The sequence below is a fragment of the Nonomuraea turkmeniaca genome (genome assembly GCF_005889735.1).
GTDB lineage: Bacteria > Actinomycetota > Actinomycetes > Streptosporangiales > Streptosporangiaceae > Nonomuraea > Nonomuraea turkmeniaca.
Genome location: NZ_VCKY01000107.1, coordinates 1 through 14863, shown reverse-complemented (window position 1 = coordinate 14863; position 14863 = coordinate 1). Strand labels below are relative to the sequence as shown.

The 14863-nt window shown below is 70.1% G+C and carries 17 protein-coding genes; 12 read left to right on the top strand and 5 right to left on the bottom strand.

The annotated features are described in order from the left end of the window. Positions 1–2 precede the first annotated feature (2 nt). Together ETD86_RS28380 and ETD86_RS28375 are read left to right on the top strand one after the other, a co-directional pair. Positions 3–284 carry a hypothetical protein gene (locus ETD86_RS28380; protein ID WP_138669221.1) on the top strand — a complete coding sequence of 94 codons (282 nt, stop codon included), beginning with the start codon at positions 3–5 and terminating at the stop codon, positions 282–284. Between the two features lie 45 nt (positions 285–329). After that, positions 330–1538 (top strand): acyl-CoA dehydrogenase family protein, encoded by a 1209-nt coding sequence (locus ETD86_RS28375; RefSeq protein ID WP_138669220.1) that lies wholly within the window; start codon positions 330–332, stop codon positions 1536–1538. Positions 1539–1742: 204 nt separating this feature from the next. Here the strand turns inward: ETD86_RS28375 and ETD86_RS28370 are convergent, their stop codons facing one another. Continuing rightward, positions 1743–2726, bottom strand: a complete 984-nt coding sequence (locus tag ETD86_RS28370; RefSeq protein ID WP_211370372.1) for an SMP-30/gluconolactonase/LRE family protein — start codon at positions 2724–2726, stop codon at positions 1743–1745. Positions 2727–2830: 104 nt separating this feature from the next. On the opposite strand from ETD86_RS28370, the gene ETD86_RS28365 reads away from it, so the two are divergent. The 6 genes from ETD86_RS28365 to ETD86_RS28340 all read left to right on the top strand — a co-directional run bounded on the left by ETD86_RS28365 (position 2831) and on the right by ETD86_RS28340 (position 8060). Beyond that, the gene (locus ETD86_RS28365) at positions 2831–3274 is read left to right on the top strand and encodes a MarR family winged helix-turn-helix transcriptional regulator (RefSeq protein WP_211370371.1); all 444 of its coding nucleotides are present in this window, start codon (positions 2831–2833) and stop codon (positions 3272–3274) included. 383 nt (positions 3275–3657) lie between these two features. After that, on the top strand, positions 3658–4152 hold the full coding sequence (locus tag ETD86_RS28360) for a Chromate resistance protein ChrB (RefSeq protein WP_138669218.1): 495 nt from the start codon (positions 3658–3660) through the stop codon (positions 4150–4152). Continuing rightward, on the top strand, positions 4149–4580 hold the full coding sequence (locus tag ETD86_RS28355; RefSeq protein WP_138669217.1) for a chromate resistance protein ChrB domain-containing protein: 432 nt from the start codon (positions 4149–4151) through the stop codon (positions 4578–4580). The genes ETD86_RS28360 and ETD86_RS28355 overlap by 4 nt, the downstream gene beginning before the upstream one ends. Then, entirely contained in the window at positions 4577–5767 is a 1191-nt protein-coding gene (locus ETD86_RS28350) for an MFS transporter (protein ID WP_138669216.1), read from the top strand. The genes ETD86_RS28355 and ETD86_RS28350 overlap by 4 nt, the downstream gene beginning before the upstream one ends. 11 nt (positions 5768–5778) lie before the next feature. Beyond that, positions 5779–7137 (top strand): chromate efflux transporter, encoded by a 1359-nt coding sequence (chrA, locus tag ETD86_RS28345; protein WP_138669215.1) that lies wholly within the window; start codon positions 5779–5781, stop codon positions 7135–7137. Between the two features lie 152 nt (positions 7138–7289). Next, positions 7290–8060: a class I SAM-dependent methyltransferase gene (locus ETD86_RS28340; RefSeq protein ID WP_211370375.1), complete on the top strand. Its 771-nt coding sequence runs from the start codon at positions 7290–7292 to the stop codon at positions 8058–8060. Positions 8061–8187: 127 nt separating this feature from the next. Here the strand turns inward: ETD86_RS28340 and ETD86_RS28335 are convergent, their stop codons facing one another. Continuing rightward, positions 8188–8835, bottom strand: a complete 648-nt coding sequence (locus ETD86_RS28335) for a class I SAM-dependent methyltransferase (protein WP_138669213.1) — start codon at positions 8833–8835, stop codon at positions 8188–8190. A gap of 117 nt (positions 8836–8952) precedes the next feature. On the opposite strand from ETD86_RS28335, the gene ETD86_RS28330 reads away from it, so the two are divergent. After that, positions 8953–9507, top strand: a complete 555-nt coding sequence (locus tag ETD86_RS28330; protein WP_211370370.1) for a TetR/AcrR family transcriptional regulator — start codon at positions 8953–8955, stop codon at positions 9505–9507. On the opposite strand, the gene ETD86_RS28325 is transcribed toward ETD86_RS28330, so the two are convergent. From ETD86_RS28325 to ETD86_RS28315, 3 genes are all read right to left on the bottom strand, one after another. After that, positions 9498–10619 carry an MFS transporter gene (locus tag ETD86_RS28325; protein ID WP_246148344.1) on the bottom strand — a complete coding sequence of 374 codons (1122 nt, stop codon included), beginning with the start codon at positions 10617–10619 and terminating at the stop codon, positions 9498–9500. The genes ETD86_RS28330 and ETD86_RS28325 overlap by 10 nt on opposite strands. 574 nt (positions 10620–11193) lie before the next feature. Next, the gene (locus ETD86_RS28320) at positions 11194–11874 is read right to left on the bottom strand and encodes a response regulator (RefSeq protein WP_138669210.1); all 681 of its coding nucleotides are present in this window, start codon (positions 11872–11874) and stop codon (positions 11194–11196) included. Further along, a complete protein-coding gene (locus ETD86_RS28315) occupies positions 11871–13091 on the bottom strand; it encodes a sensor histidine kinase (RefSeq protein ID WP_138669209.1) in 1221 nt (406 codons plus the stop codon). Before ETD86_RS28315 ends, ETD86_RS28320 begins: the two co-directional genes overlap by 4 nt. A gap of 163 nt (positions 13092–13254) precedes the next feature. On the opposite strand from ETD86_RS28315, the gene ETD86_RS55480 reads away from it, so the two are divergent. The 3 genes from ETD86_RS55480 to ETD86_RS28305 all read left to right on the top strand — a co-directional run. Continuing rightward, positions 13255–13392 carry a hypothetical protein gene (locus tag ETD86_RS55480; protein WP_170223317.1) on the top strand — a complete coding sequence of 46 codons (138 nt, stop codon included), beginning with the start codon at positions 13255–13257 and terminating at the stop codon, positions 13390–13392. 17 nt (positions 13393–13409) lie between these two features. Beyond that, positions 13410–14105, top strand: coding sequence for an ABC transporter ATP-binding protein (locus tag ETD86_RS28310; protein WP_246148329.1), 696 nt, complete (start codon positions 13410–13412; stop codon positions 14103–14105). Next, on the top strand, positions 14102–14863 hold a 762-nt coding region (locus ETD86_RS28305; protein ID WP_138669207.1), incomplete at its 3' end, for a hypothetical protein. The genes ETD86_RS28310 and ETD86_RS28305, both read left to right, overlap by 4 nt.

Below are 14863 nucleotides of genomic sequence, written 5' to 3'. Positions count from 1 at the left end.
TCATGGTCACCACGGATCTTCTGACGGCGGCTCGCGCGGAGGCGCTGTTCGGCAGCGAGTTGCCTACCGGCTCGGCACCGAGCGACGCCGAGGTCGCCGCCGCCATCCGCCGCGCCGTACGCCGGCACGGCGGTACGCGCGGCTGCGCGGTCGTGCTCGCCGGCGAGTACGGCGAGCACCCGGAGACGGCCGCGCCCCGCATGCGCTGGGCGCTCGGCGTGGTCCGGGGCGCTTACCCGCGACGCCCCAAAAGGGGCATTCCGGCGGAGGCTACCGACCGGTAAGGTGTTACCAGCGGTAACGGTGGCCGATTTCTAGGAGTGCAGCGCATGAGCGGGTTCTGCCCGGAGCTCAGTGACGACGTGATCGAGGTCCGCGACTGGGTGCACGAGTTCGCCCGCGACGTGATCCGCCCCGCGGGCGCCGAATGGGACGAACGCGAAGAGACCCCGTGGCCGATCATCCAGGAAGCCGCCAAGATCGGCCTGTACTCGCTCGACTTCTTCGCCACCCAGTGGTTCGAGGAGAGCGGGCTGGGGCTGTCCGTGGCGTTCGAGGAGATCTTCTGGGGCGACGCGGGCATCGGCCTGTCCATCGTCGGCACCGGCCTCGCCGCCGCCGCCCTGTCGTCGAACGGCACACCCGAGCAGATGGGGGAGTGGCTCCCGCAGATGTTCGGCTCCGAGAACGACGTCAAGCTGGGCGCCTTCTGTGCCTCCGAACCCGACGCCGGCTCCGACATCGGCTCGATCCGCACCCGCGCCGTCCAGGACAGAGGCGACTGGGTGCTGAACGGCGTCAAGACCTGGGCCACGAACGGCGGCATCGCCGACGTCCACGTGGTCCTCGCCTCAGTAGAGCCATCCCTCGGCACGCGTGGCCAGGCCACGTTCGTCATCCCGCCGGGCACACCCGGCCTGTCCATGGGGCAGAAGTTCCGCAAGCACGGCATCCGCGCCTCGCACACGGCCGAGGTGATCCTGGACAACGTCCGCGTCCCCGGCTCCTGCCTGCTCGGCGGCAAGGAGAAGCTCGACGCGCGGCTGGCCCGCGTACGCAACGGCGAACGAGCCGGCGGCCAGGCCGCCATGCGGACGTTCGAGACCACCCGCCCGTCCGTCGCCGCCATGGCCGTGGGCATCGCCCGGGCGGCCTTCGAGTACGCCAGGGACTACGCCAGCGAACGTGAGCAGTTCGGCCGAAAGATCGGCGAGAACCAGGCCATCGCCTTCCTCCTCGCCGACATGGCCACTCGCGTGGACGTCGCCCGCCTGCTGACCTGGCGGGCCGCCTGGATGGCCCGCAACGGCCGCCAGTTCGAGCAGGCGGAGGGATCGATGTCGAAGCTGGTGGCGGGGGAGACGGCGGTGTGGGTGACGGAGCAGGCGATCCAGATCCTGGGCGGGGCGGGGTATACGAGGGAGCATCCGGTGGAGCGTTTCCACCGTGACGCCAAGATCTTCACCATCTTCGAGGGCACGAGCGAGATCCAGCGGCTGATCATCGGCCGGGCGGTCACCGGCCTGCAGGTTCGCTGAAGATGTCCGATCTCCGAAGCATGCTTTTGGAGATCGATCAGCGCCCTGTTCCGTCGCTGTTCCGTTTCCGTCGCTGTTCCGTCAGAGTGAGCGTGCGGTTGCGGAAGAAGATCGTTTGACGTGCCGCCTCCGATGGAGGCGACGGAGCGGGCCTCATAGGCGCGTCGGCCGGGAGACGACTGGCCGCTCCTGAAATGGGGCGGGTCACATCCCGCGCACCGCGGCGATGGTGAACGGAATCCGCGGACGGCCCTCGCCGCCCAAGGGGCCGCCCTTGTCGAACTGGGAGCGCACGACGTAGAGCGTGCCGTGCCGGCGTACCAGCGTGGTGGGCAGTTCCAGGGCGGTGTCGGTCAGCCGTCGCTCGACGCCTGCCGACGCGCCGTCGCGGGCGACGTGCCACCGGCTGATGGCGTTGTCGGTGTTGTGGACCACCCACAGTGTGCCCTGCCGCAGTTCCAGCCCGTCGGCGTGGAGCATGTCGCCGCCGCGCAGCGCGACCCGCCGGACGGCCCCGGAGGCGATGTCGAGACGGAAGAGATCGCCTCCGACCATGTCCGCGGTCAGCAGGAACCGGCCGGACGGGTCGGCGACGATGCCGTTGAGCGAGAAGCCGCCGTCCGCGCGCGGGTCGAGTGCGCCCTTCAGATCGACGTACGGGACGAGCGTGGCGATCCCGCCCTTGGCCTCCTCGAACTGCTCGGACGTGACCCGGTAGACCACGGCGCGCAGGCTGTCGGTGAGGTACACGTCGCCGTCGGGCGCGATGGCCAGGTCGTTGACGAACCTTGGAGCGCTCCCGGGGACGTCGAAGCGAGCCAGCAGCTCACGGCTGCGCAGGTCGTACACGAAGACCCCGCTGGTGGAGTCGGTCACCCAGAGCCGCCCCTCCCGGTCGGCCTCCAGCCCATTGGCGGTGTCGCGCCCGTCGGCGCCGGCCGGCAGGAACGTCTCGGCCACCCGCCGGCCGGGGGTCATCTTGAAGACGGCGCCGTTGGCGTACGAGCCCGCGTAGAGGTCGCCAGTGCGTGGGTCGGCGGTGATGCCCTCCGGATAGACCCGGTCACCCGGTAGCTCGTGCGCGGTGGAAACCCGGGCGCCGGCCGCCTGCGCGGGGGCGCAGATCACGGTGAGCGCGGCGGCGAGCGCCGTGCCGGCGGTGACGAGCGATGTGCGGAACGACGACACGAATCCTCCAACTGTTAGTGCCTTATGCATTCGATGCGTACGAGCAATAGTTAGAGCTCTAATGTTCGTCAAGGCCGTTTCGTGCGGATCGCTATCATGCAGAGATGACGTCCATGCCCCTCTCCGAGCGCCTGGGAGCCCACGTCAAGCGCACGGAGCAAGCGCTCAACGCGGCCAAGAACGCCGTGCTCAAGCCCGCAGGGCTGACCGTGCCGCAGTACGCCGCGCTGCTCCGTCTCGAGGAGAATCCCGGCATCTCGGCTGCCGCGCTGGCCAGGGCATGCGGGGTGACCCCGCCGACCATGAACACCGTGCTGAAGAACCTCCAGGAGCTCGGCCTGATCGAGCGGACCCGGCACGAGTGGCACAAGAACATCCTGGAGACCCGGCTCACCGCGAAGGGCGAGCAGGCTATGGCCGCCGCGGACGCCCGGGCCGTACGCCTCGAACGCGCACTCGCCGCCCAGTTCACCGACGAGGAGCGGAAGACGCTGGTCGACCTGCTGGCCCGCTGCGTCGACTTCCTCGAATCACCCCGATCCGACTGACCCGAGGCAGGCCATCCTTGAGGGGTGCGCACGACCGATCTTCTCCGTGTCCTGTACGCCCGCCGCCCCTGGACACGGCTCTCGATCGTTTTGACATCACCCTGCCCGCTGCCCCGCGGTAGGCGGCTGAGCGGGTCACCCGCCGGACGTGCGCCTGCCGGAATCACATCCGACCAGTTTCACATGCTAGAGGCGCTGGGGTCTCGTGGTTGTCGGCCCACCCGGCGGCCCTCCACGGCCGTGTCGGTGACTCTGAAGAAGTGCCGGCCTCCCGCATCACGGTCCGCGAGGTCCTCGGCTCCCCGTGCACATCCAGCCGGGAGTGTCGCTTTACGTGTCGGCACATTCCATGCAACCATGGTTTCGGTAACGGTGGTTGCAGGATGGAGGCTGGAGTGGCGGGGACGGCGGGGCAGTGGGTGCTGCTGGCGTACCGGATTCCGCGCCAGCCGTCGACGTTGCGGATCACGATCTGGCGCAAGCTGGACCGGCTCGGCGTGGCGCGGTTGGGGGACGGGCTGGTGGCGTTGCCCGCCGACGCCCGTACCCGCGAGCAATTGGAGTGGATCGCCGAGGAGATCGTCGAGATGGAGGGCACGGCCACGGTGTGGCTGGCCGTCGCCGGCAGCATGGCGCAGGAGAAGGCCATCGCGGAGGAGATGCGGCGCGCGCGGGCGGCCGAGTACCGTGCGGTGATCGTGCAGGCCGAGGCAGCGGCGTCGGCGCGGCCGGGTGAGCGCAGCCGGACGGTGAAGCGGCTGCAGAGCGAGTTGCGCAGGATCGGGCGGCGCGACTACTTCCCGCCCGCGGAGAAGGAGACGGCGCAGCGGGCCGTGCGCGCATTGGCCGAGGCCGTCGTCGCGGAGGGCACTCGATGAAGTGGGCCACGCGAGCGGGGGTGCACATCGACCGGGCCGCGTGTGCCTGGCTGATCCGGCGGCACATCGATCCTGAGCCTGAGTTCGTGTTCGTCGACGATCCCGCACGGGTGCCCGCCGACGCGACCCCGTTCGACATGCGCGGGGCCGAGCTGTCCCACCACGGTCACGACTGCAGCTTCGAGACCATTCTGCGCCGCTACGAGCTCGACGATCCGGTGTTGTGGAAGCTCGCTGAGATCGTGCACGAGGCCGACATCGACGACGAACGGTTCGACGCGCCCGAGGCACGCGGCGTGGACGTGATCCTGCGCGGGCTGTCGATGATCTGCGACGACGCGCGCGTGCTGGAGATCACCACGCCGGTCTTCGACGGCCTGTACGAGTTCCACCGGCGGGCGCTGCTGCTGGGGCGGGAACCGGCATGACGTCCGACAGCGCGGGCGTCGTCGGACTGGTGCTGACGTCACAGGCGCTGCGCGGTCTCGGGTACGGGGTCGCCGCCGTCCAGCTGGGCGTGATCCTGCGGCTCGACGGTCTCACGTCTGGTGAGGTGGGGCTGATGCTGGCGGCCGTCCTGGTCGGCACGCTGGTCTCCAGCCTGGCCCTGGCGAGGTGGGGTGATCGGGTCGGCCGCCGCCGCGCGTATGCCGCCCTCTACGGCGCCCTGGTGTGCTCCGGGACCGTCATCGCGCTCGGGGCGCCGCCGTGGCTGCTGGCGGTGGTGGCGATGAGCGGCGCGCTGTCGGTCGAGGTGATCGAGTCGGGTCCGTTCACCACGCTGGAGCAGGTCATGCTGGCCAGCACCGGGCGTCCGCGGCGCGAGCTGGTTCGGGGTTTCGGTCTGTACAACGCGGTCGCCGCCGGCGCCGGGACGGCCGGGGCGCTGCTCGGGGCGCTGCCGGCGGACCGGCGGCTGCTCGGCGGCGTCCTGGCGACTGTGGGAACGGCCGGCTTGGTTCTGGCCACTCGGCTGCCTGCCGGTGTGGAGGTGCCCGCCGTGCTGCCGGGCCTGCCGCGGACCCGGATGCTGGCCCGCTCCCGTGGTCCGGTGGCCCGGCTGGCCGGGCTGTTCGCCGTGGACAGCCTGGCTGGGGGCTTCGTGGTGCAGGCCTACATCGGCTACTGGCTGAGCCTGCGTTATGGGGCCACCACGCAGACCATCGGTGTCACCTTCGCCGCGCTCGGGGTGCTGCAGACGGCTTCCCTGCTGGCCGCGCCGGTGGTGGCGACGCGGGTCGGGCTGCTGCGCACGATGGTGTTCACCCATCTGCCGGCCAACCTGCTGCTGGCCGCCCTCCCGTTCGCGCCCGGCCTCCCAGGGGCGATCGTGCTGCTGATGGCGCGGGCGTGCCTGTCGCAGATGGACGTGCCCACCCGGCAGGCGTACGTGATGGCACTGGTTCCCGAGGAGGAGCGGACCGCGGCCGCGGCCGTCACCAATACCGCCCGCTACCTGACCCGACCGGCCGGACCCGCCCTGGCCGGACTGATCCTGCCCTTCGGCCTGGCGCTCCCGTTCGTGATCGCCGGGGTCGCCAAGACCGCCTATGACCTGACCCTGTGGCGGATCTTCCGATCCGTCCGCCTGCCCGCCGAGCAGCGTTCCCCCTGATGAGGTTCGACATGACCACCGAAGTGACCCGCGATGTGATCCCGTTCAGGGAGGCCGTGCGAGCCTGGTTCCTGATTTCGCTGCAGACGTTCGGCGGCCCGGCCGGGCAGATCGCCGTCATGCAGCGCACCCTGGTGGAGGAGAGACGCTGGATCGGCCAGCAGCGCTTCAACCACGCGCTCAACTACTGCATGCTCTTGCCGGGGCCGGAGGCCCAGCAGCTCGCCATCTACGTCGGCTGGCTGCTCAACGGCACCCGCGGCGGGCTGGTGGCCGGGACCTTGTTCGTGCTGCCGGGCATGCTGGCGCTGCTGATCCTGTCGGCCGTCTACATCCTGTGGCAGGACACCACGGTGGTGACGGCGTTGTTCGCCGGGATCGGCCCGGCCGTGCTGGCCATCGTCGCGCAGGCCGTCATCCGAGTGGCGAAGCGCTCGCTCAGCCACCCCTTCTTCGTCGCCCTCGCTGTGGCCGCCTTCGCCGCGCTGGCTCTGTTCGGCGTGCCGTTCCCCATCGTCGTCGCCACCGCGGCCTTCATCGGATGGCTGGTCCATCGCCTGGCTCCGCACGTCTTCAAGACCGGCAACGGGCACGGCGGTGACGGCGGCCCCGCGCCGCTGATCCCGGACGACACCCTGCACCATGCCCAGCCGAGCCGGCGCTCGACCGGCAAGATCCTGGCCGTGGGGCTGGTCGCCTGGTGGCTGCCCGTGGCCGCGGTGGCCCTCTTCCTCGGTACGGACAGCGTGTTCACCACCCAGGGGTTGTTCTTCTCCGGCACCGCCCTGGTCACCTTCGGCGGCGCCTACGCGGTGCTGGCGTTCGTCGCCCAGCGGGCCGTAGAGGTCTACGGCTGGCTGAGCCCGGGGGAGATGGTCCGCGGTCTGGCATTGGCCGAGACCACGCCGGGCCCGCTCATCATGGTGGTGCAGTTCGTCGCCTTCCTCGGCGCCTACCGAGACCCCGGCGTCCTGACCCCGTGGGCCGGGGCGCTGCTGGGGGCGCTGCTGACGACCTGGGTCACGTTCGTGCCGTGTTTCCTGTTCATCTTCCTCGGTGCACCGTACGTCGAGCGGCTGCGGCACAACACCGCCATCAGCGCGGCGCTGACCGGCATCACCGCCTCGGTGGTTGGCGTCATCGCCAATCTGGCGGTCTACTTCGCCGAGCACACCCTGTTCGGCGAGGTCTTCACGTGGGCGTGGGGGCCGTTCACCATGCAGCTCCCCGAGCTCGGCACGGTGAACCCCGTCGCACTGACCATCACCGTGGCCGCGCTGGTCATGACCTTCGCGATGAAGTGGCCGATGCTCCGGATCCTGGGCATCTGCGCCGCGCTCGGCATCGGCACGGTGCTGCTGCCCTGGTAGCCGGGGATCAGACCGAGCAGCAGGCCACCGTGCCGGCCAGCAGATTGACTGCCTCGGGCATCGTGAAACTTTGCCACAAAGTCCAGAAATGCGAGACTCGCTAGGCTGCGACGATGGAACGTGCAACCGACGTGCCCGGGAATGTTGCGGCAATGCATCCTGCCTGGGTTTCGACCGCAACCCAGCCTGCAGATCCGACGGCCCAGGTGAATGACTACGACAGCTTCGCCGAGGCGTACTCGGCGGAGACCGAGAACAGCCTCATCAACGCGTATATTGCGCGGCCCGCGATCATCGCCCTCGCCGGAGACGTGACCGGCCGCCGGATCCTGGACGCCGGCTGTGGCTCAGGTCCCCTGTCGGCTCAACTACGCGAGCGCGGTGCCGTCGTCACCGGCATCGACGCCAGCGCCGGGATGCTGGCGGTGGCCAGGCGGCGGCTCGGTGACGACGCGGACCTGCACGTGGTCGACGTGCGTGATCCGCTGCCGTTCGCCGACGGCGCGTTCGACGACGTGGTCGCGTCGCTGGTGCTGCACTACCTGGAGGACTGGGGGCCGACGCTGGCCGAGATGCGGCGCGTGCTCAGGCCCGGCGGCCGGCTGATCGCGTCGGTGCATCACCCGTTCGTGGACTACCTGATCCAGGATCCTCGGCCCAGCTATCGCGCGACCACCAGCTATACCGACGAATGGACGTTCAACGGGCAGTCCTTCCCGATGACCTTCTGGCGCAGGCCGTTGCAGGCGATGACTGATGCCTTCGCCGCCGCGGGCTTCCGCCTTGCTGTCATCAGCGAGCCGAAGACCGACCCGGCCGCCCGTGAGTTGTTCCCCGACGACTTCGATGAGTTTTCGAACAAGCTCAGCTTCCTGTGCTTCGTCGTCGAGGTACCGCCGTCGGCTGCGGGCTCGGACGGCTAGCTGGCCACGCCAAAAGAGTGAGCACCTCACTCCTGGTTCGATGGCGACAACCGACGGACCGGCATCCGTCCGCTGGAGGATGGCCGATGCGTTCCGCTTCCCGCTTCGGCCTCGTCCTGCTGACGTTCTACGGACGTGCCGCGCGGACGTAGTACAGCAAGTACGGTAGGTCGCCCTCGGACTCCACCGCGAACCCGGCATCAGGAATCATGGTGCCGAGAAGGTCACGGGGGTCATGCCGCATGGCGGGCCCGGAGAGCAGACCGACGATATGCCGCGCCAGTTGGTTGGCCGGCGGCCGGAACTCGGCAATGACCAGCCGTCCGCCCGGCCTCAGCACCCGGAACATCTGCCTCAGGGCCTGGGGCCGGGCCTCGGCGGGCATGTGGTGCACGGCGAGGCTGGAGACGACCAGGTCGAACGACCCATCAGGGAACGGCAGCTCCTGCCCTGTGCCGACGACGTAGGTGCAGTTGCCCGGCGCATGCCGGGTGGCGTGGTCGATCATCGCGGGGGAGGGGTCGAGGCCGGTGACGTGGCCGCTGGGGGCGACGACCGGGGCGAGGATCCGGGTGAGGTAGCCGGTACCGCAGCCGACGTCCAGTACACGGTCTCCGGCGCGCGGGCGGGCGGTGGCGGCCAGGCGGGTGAAGGCGGCGCGGCGGCCGCCGAGGAAGCCGATCGAGGCGAAGATCTCGTATGCCCGTGGATGATCGATGGTGCCGCCTTCGTCGGCGTGCTCTTCGTGGTTGTGCAGCAGCTTTCCGAGACCCATTGGTCTAGCTTCCCGATGCCCGGACAATGTGTTCAGTTATGAATACTGCGTTCATACTGGTGGAGGGTCAACGAGCAGATCGGCCGTGGTGTCCAGTACCGACCAGAAGGCGGGGAAGTGTCCGGAGATCGGCAGGTCCAGCGCACGCGGCGGCTGATCCAGGAGGCTCTCGTGGAGCTGGTCCTGGAGAAGAGCTATGACGCGGTGACCGTCACGGACATCATCAACCGCGCGGATGTGGGCCGATCCACGTTCTACACGCACTTCACCGACAAGCAGGACGTGCTGTTCAGCAACCTCGACGAGCTCGCCTTCCTCCACCCCGTACCCGCTACCCCGTCCGGGGACCTGTTCGCGTTCAGCCTGCCGATGTTCGAGCACATGCGCGAGCAACGGCGGCTCGTACGTGCGCTGATGGGGCGGCGCAGTAGTGGGCTGGTACAGACGCGAGGCGAGCACCTGCTCGCCGCCATCGTCAGGGACGAGCTGGTCGCGGCCGGTGCGCGGGCCTCGTCCTCGCTCGACCTGCTGGTGGTCTGCGTGGTGGGGGCGTTCATGGGGCTGGTGCGGGCGTGGGTGGACGGCGAGACCAGCGCGTCACCCGCTGAGCTGGATACCGCCTTCCGCGTGGCCGTCGAGCCGGGCGTGCGGGCGGTGCTGGGTCAGGAGTAGCTGAGCACGAGGGGCACCACGAGGAAGGCGAGGGCGGCAGTCCAGAACGCGCCCGCACCGGTGCCACCGGCGAACGAGCCGAACACGGCGACAAGGCCGGGGACCACGGGCTGGGCGACGCCCCAGGAGGAGCCCTGGAAGGCGAACCAGCGCGGCCGTTCGGGTTCGGGAGCCGCGTCGGCCACCAGGGCCTGCCAGCGGCCGAGCAGCAGGCCGTTGATGGCGGTGGACGCCAGATAGGCTGCTGCGGTCGGCCAGGTCCGGTCTGTGATGGCCATGGCCAAGGCGAGCAGGCCGAGCAGTGCGGCGCCGGCGCCCAGCACGATCCCGTGCCCGCGGCTCGCGAGCTGCCGTCCGCCCATCCACAGGGCGAGCGGGCTGAGCAGGGCCGCGCCGGCGAGGGTGAGTCCGGGAGCCCAGGCGGGCGCGCCGCGTTCGAGCAGGGCCAGGGGAAGGAACATCATCACGGCCAGGGAGCCGATCGCGAACACGGTGCTCGCCAGCGTCAGCCGGAGCAACGGCAGGGGAGGACGCCAGCGGCGTCTTGGGTTGGCGTCTCGTTGTGCTCCTGGGGGCAGGAAACGCAGGGCGATGCCGGCCGCCGCCAGGCAGGTGACGGCATCTGCGATCACCAGCCAGCGTGCCCCCAGCGGCAACAGGACTGCGGCGAGCAGGCCGGCCACCGCCCCGGCCGCTGACAGGGAGACGCCGAGCAGGGCATACACCTGCTGCCTTCGTGCTCCTGTGGCAAGCCGGGCGAGGAACTCCTGGGTGGCAGGTTCGTACAGTTCGAACGCCAGCCCCACCAGGACGACGGCGCCCAGCACGTACGGCGGCGTCCGTGCGGCGGCGAGAAGAAGCAAAGACAGCCCCGTCAACCCCAGGCCGAGGGAAAGCACGGTTCGCGGCGGCAGCCGGTCCAACAGGAGAGCTCCCGCCCAGCGGGAAATGAGAGCCGCGACCCCGAAGGCGGCCAGGGCCGCCGGCGCCAACTCCGGACCGGTGAGGACCGCGAGGAAAGCCAGGGCGTAGGAGCCGAGCTGATTGAGCACGCGGATCCACAGCAGGGTCCTCGCCTCGGCCGGGATCGACTCCCGCCGTCTCTTGCCCATGAACACCGACGCAGGCTACTGGCTCACTCCGACAGAAAAGCGCAGATGGGCGCGCTTCGCCGGGCGGCCGGGAAGCGGGAGCCGGAGGTGGGCGGCACTGCTCGACCAGCTCCGCCGCAGCGAATCGATCCACTTCGACAGCGGCAGCCTGATCACCCTCGACCGCTGGAGCCACCAGCGCGTCGTCCTGCTGGGTGATGCCGCCTGGCTGATGCCGATCTACGCAGGCTACGGTGCCTCGCTCGCCATAGGGGCGGCCGACCGCTTGGGCACCGCGCTCATCGAGGCCCAAGGTGTCATTCCCGCGGCCCTCCAGACGTGGGAGACCGCCCTGCGTCCCGAAGCAGGCAGAAGGTCGGCCGGCGAAACGCACGCATACAGATCCCGCGCAGCCCATTCCACCTCTTGCTTCGCGACCTGCCGGTACGCCTCGCGACCTCCGCGCCAGCAGCGCACGTGCGCCGGCTCCGCGCGGCGTGACCGGTCAGTCCGACTGAGCCGTCAGGGCAGGTCTGCTGGTGGGTGGCGGGCGCCAGTGCGCCCGGTTACGTGGTGCGGAGTTCCTAACGTGTGCTCACTCTGGTCGTGGACGGTCTTCGCTGCGGCGTGGGCGGTTGATGCCGCTCTCGTAGGCGAAGATCACCGCTTGGACCCGGTCGCGCAGGCCCAGCTTCATCAGGATGCGCTTGACGTGGGTCCGGATCGTCGACTCCTCGACGACGAGCACGGCCGCGATCTCGCGGTTGGACAGGCCGCGGGCGAGCAGTTCGAGCGTCTCCCGTTCGCGGGGTGTGAGCGCCTCCAGCTTGGCCTGGCCGGCGAGATCGGGAGCGGGCTGCTGGGCCAGGCGTGTGATCACGCGGCGGGTGACCGACGGCGACAGCAACGAGTCGCCGGCGGCGACAGCGTGTACGGCCGCGATCAGGTCCTCGGGACGGGCGCGTTTGAGCAGGAATCCGGAGGCGCCGGCGCGCAGGGCGCCGAAGATGTAGTCGTCCTGCTCGAACGTCGTCAGGATGAGGATCTTCACCTCTGGGGCGGTCTGGGAGAGTCGCCGGGTGGCGGCGATCCCGTCGAGGTCCGGCATGCGTACGTCCATGAGGACGACCTCGGGCGCGAGCAGGCGCGCCTTTTCGACGGCTTCCCGCCCGGTCGCCGCCTGTCCGGCGATCTCGATTCCGGGGTCGGCGGTGAGCAGCTCGATCAGCCCGGCCCGCATCAGGTGGTCGTCATCGGCGATCAGGACGCGGGTCATGCCGGCAGGCTCCCATAGGGAAGCCGGGCGTGGACCCGGAAGACGCTGTCCGCCCGTCCCGCGTCGAGGCTGCCGCCGGCCAGGGCGGCGCGCTCGCGCATGCCGATCAGCCCGTGCCCGCCGTCTCGCGGGGGCGTGCCGGCGCGCGTGGGGTTCGTGACGGTGAGCTCGAATTCGGTGCCGGTGTAGTCGAGTTCGATGCGTGTGTTTCCGGTGCCGTGGCGGGCGGCGTTGGCGAGTGCCTGCTGGAGGATGCGGTAGGCGGCCTGGTCGGCGACGCTGCCGAGCGGCTGGGGCGAGCCCTTGATGTCGAGCTCCGCTCGCAGCCCTGCCGCGGTGTGGTGGGCGATCAAGGAGTCGAATGAGGCCAGGCCCAGCGGGGTGGCCGTGTCCGGTTCGTCCTCACGCAGGGAGGCGACGAGCTGGTCGATCTCCGCGACCGTATGCCTGGCCAGGTCTTCGACCGCCTGCAAGGCCTGGAGCGAGTGGTCGCCGTCCGTGTGGTGGCGCAGCCGGGCGGCGCCGGCGCGGACGGCGATGAGGCTGATCGCGTGTCCGGCCGAATCGTGCAGGTCGCGGGCGATGCGGGCGCGTTCCTCCACGACGGCGAGGCGCCGTTCCCGTTCGGTTTCTCTCGCGGCGCGCAGGCGTTCCCGTTCGGTTTCGCTCGCGGCGCGCAGGCGTTCCCGTTCGGCCTCGCGCTCGGCGTCCACGGCCCGCCGTCGCAGCTCGGCCACCTGCTCCCGCCGCAGCCGGGTCCGCTCACCGGCGAACCACGCCACCGCCCACGGCAGGGCGGTGTGAACCAGCCCCACCCCGGGAAAAGCCTCCTGCGCGTACGCCGCCGCGCCAAGGTAAGCCATGAGCAGCCCGGCCACCACAGTCGCCGTGCGTACCGTCCACAGGGTGTCGGCGGCGAGCAGGTAGAGGGCGGCGATGGGCCCGAGCACGAGATCGGCCGCGTAGCCGGCCCCGGCCAGGAGCACACTGACCCCAGCCGTCACCGCGAAGACGGTCAGCGGAAAACGCCGCCAGACCACGAACGGCGCCGCCGAGCAGGCCGCGAGCACCACGCCCAGCGCATCGAGCCCCTGGGTGCTCGTCCGGATGGGCGTGGGCCCGCCGTGGGCGAGCAGCGCCAGCGAGACGACGAACACGGCGGCGGCGAACGCGGTGTCGAGGAGTGCCCGGGAGCGGGCTGTGGCCGTCGATGACATGGCACCGCCTAGGGTAACGCCGGTGCTTCCCGTACGGCGTCCCCCTGAGCGGGGAGCCTCGTCCACGCGATGTGGACAGGAGAGGTCATCTCCCAGGGCGTTTCGGCTCCACCCCCGGTGCTCGTAGCTTGGCGGCCATCAACCGAGGAAGGGACGCAGGCACATGGCCGGAACCCGTGATGGCATCCCCCGCTGGATGAAGGTGGCGGGGATTGTGGCAGCCGTCCTGATTCTGCTGTTCGTCGTCATGATGCTCGTCGTCGGTGGCGGTCTCGGCCACACCATCCCCCGTCATGGATGAACCGGAGGTGTCTCATCGTGGGGTCTGCCATCCAGGTCAGCGACGTCGTCAAGACCTATCCACTCGGCGCTGACGAGGTCGTCGCCGTCGACCATCTCGATCTCGGCATCGAGGAGGGTGAGTTCGTCGCGGTCGTGGGCCGCTCGGGCAGCGGGAAGACGACGCTGCTGAACCTGCTCGCCGGCATCGACCGCCCCACCTCGGGGAGTGTGGTCGCGGCGGGCGCCGATCTGGGGTCGCTGTCGGAGTCCGGGCTGGCGGAGTGGCGGGGGCGCAACGTCGGGCTGGTGTTCCAGTTCTTCCAGCTTCTCCCCACGTTGACGGTGGCCGAGAACGTGATGCTCCCGATGGACTTCGCCGCCAAGATCCCGGCCGTACGGCGGCGAGATCGGGCGCGTGAGCTGCTGGAGCGCGTGGGCATCGGGGACCAGGCCGACAAGCTCCCCTCCATGTTGTCGGGCGGGCAGCAACAGCGTGCCGCCATCGCGCGGGCGCTGGCCAATGACCCGCCGCTGCTGCTGGCCGACGAGCCGACGGGCAATCTCGACTCGCATACCGCTGATGCCGTGCTGGAGGTGTTCGCGGGGCTGAACGCCGAAGGGCGGACCATCGTGGTGGTCACGCACGAACGCGACATCAGAGCCATCGTCAAGCGGGAGATCACCCTGGTGGACGGCCGCGTCGTGGCCGACGAGAGCGTGGTGGCACGATGAGCGGGCTGATGGCGGTCAAGGTGCGCAGGGACCTGCGGGCGTCGTGGTCCAGGTTCGCGCTGATGGTGGCGGCGCTGGCGGTCAGCCTGACGGTGTTCGGCGGGATGTTGTCGGCGTGGGCCTCGATCGGCAGGGAGACGAGCGGCGCGTACCTGAGCACCGAGCCGGCCTCGGCCACCATCGTGCTCGACCGGGGCATCGACCCCGCGAGAATGGCGGTGCTCGCTGAGGAGGCACGCCAGAGGCCGGGGGTAGCGGAGGCGACCGGGCGCACCCAGTTCGACGCCGCGGTCGCGGTCAACGGGCGGACGCTGAGCGTGCCGCTGCAGGTGTTCGTGGCGGCGGCGGACGACCCGATGCGGATGGCCAAGTTCGATCTGAAGAGCGGGTGGCCGCCTGCGCCCGGTGAGATCCTCATCGGCGAGGACTCACTCGGGCTGCTCGACGTGGCGCCCGGCGACAACCTGACCGTCACGCCTCCAAGCGCGGAGCCGCTCCAACTCGGGGTGTCGGGCACCGTGTACGACCCCAGCCTCGCCCCTTCGCCCCAGGAGCAGCGCGGGCACGCCTACCTGTCAGCGACTTCGCTCCGGTCTGTTCTGCTCGACCAGCTCAAGATCCAGGTCACCGAACCTGGACAACGGACACCCACACGGGACCGCGCCACCGTCGTGAAGGTCGCGGGTGAGGTCGGCGCATGGCTGCAGCGCGACAAGGGGTTGGCGGTCACCGAGATCCAGACGCCCACCCCCTACGCC

Excerpts from the sequence above, each read along its gene's own strand:
- ETD86_RS28335 (WP_138669213.1), bottom strand. The coding sequence starts at position 8,835 with ATGGGTCTCGGAAAGCTGCTGCACAACCACGAAGAGCACGCCGACGAA.
- ETD86_RS28360 (WP_138669218.1), top strand. The coding sequence starts at position 3,658 with ATGGAGGCTGGAGTGGCGGGGACGGCGGGGCAGTGGGTGCTGCTGGCG.
- ETD86_RS28380 (WP_138669221.1), top strand. The coding sequence starts at position 3 with ATGGTCACCACGGATCTTCTGACGGCGGCTCGCGCGGAGGCGCTGTTC.
- ETD86_RS28365 (WP_211370371.1), top strand. The coding sequence starts at position 2,831 with ATGACGTCCATGCCCCTCTCCGAGCGCCTGGGAGCCCACGTCAAGCGC.
- ETD86_RS55480 (WP_170223317.1), top strand. The coding sequence starts at position 13,255 with ATGGCCGGAACCCGTGATGGCATCCCCCGCTGGATGAAGGTGGCGGGG.
- ETD86_RS28355 (WP_138669217.1), top strand. The coding sequence starts at position 4,149 with ATGAAGTGGGCCACGCGAGCGGGGGTGCACATCGACCGGGCCGCGTGT.
- ETD86_RS28350 (WP_138669216.1), top strand. The coding sequence starts at position 4,577 with ATGACGTCCGACAGCGCGGGCGTCGTCGGACTGGTGCTGACGTCACAG.
- ETD86_RS28375 (WP_138669220.1), top strand. The coding sequence starts at position 330 with ATGAGCGGGTTCTGCCCGGAGCTCAGTGACGACGTGATCGAGGTCCGC.
- ETD86_RS28315 (WP_138669209.1), bottom strand. The coding sequence starts at position 13,091 with ATGTCATCGACGGCCACAGCCCGCTCCCGGGCACTCCTCGACACCGCG.
- ETD86_RS28340 (WP_211370375.1), top strand. The coding sequence starts at position 7,290 with ATGCATCCTGCCTGGGTTTCGACCGCAACCCAGCCTGCAGATCCGACG.
- ETD86_RS28320 (WP_138669210.1), bottom strand. The coding sequence starts at position 11,874 with ATGACCCGCGTCCTGATCGCCGATGACGACCACCTGATGCGGGCCGGG.
- chrA (WP_138669215.1), top strand. The coding sequence starts at position 5,779 with ATGACCACCGAAGTGACCCGCGATGTGATCCCGTTCAGGGAGGCCGTG.
- ETD86_RS28325 (WP_246148344.1), bottom strand. The coding sequence starts at position 10,619 with ATGGGCAAGAGACGGCGGGAGTCGATCCCGGCCGAGGCGAGGACCCTG.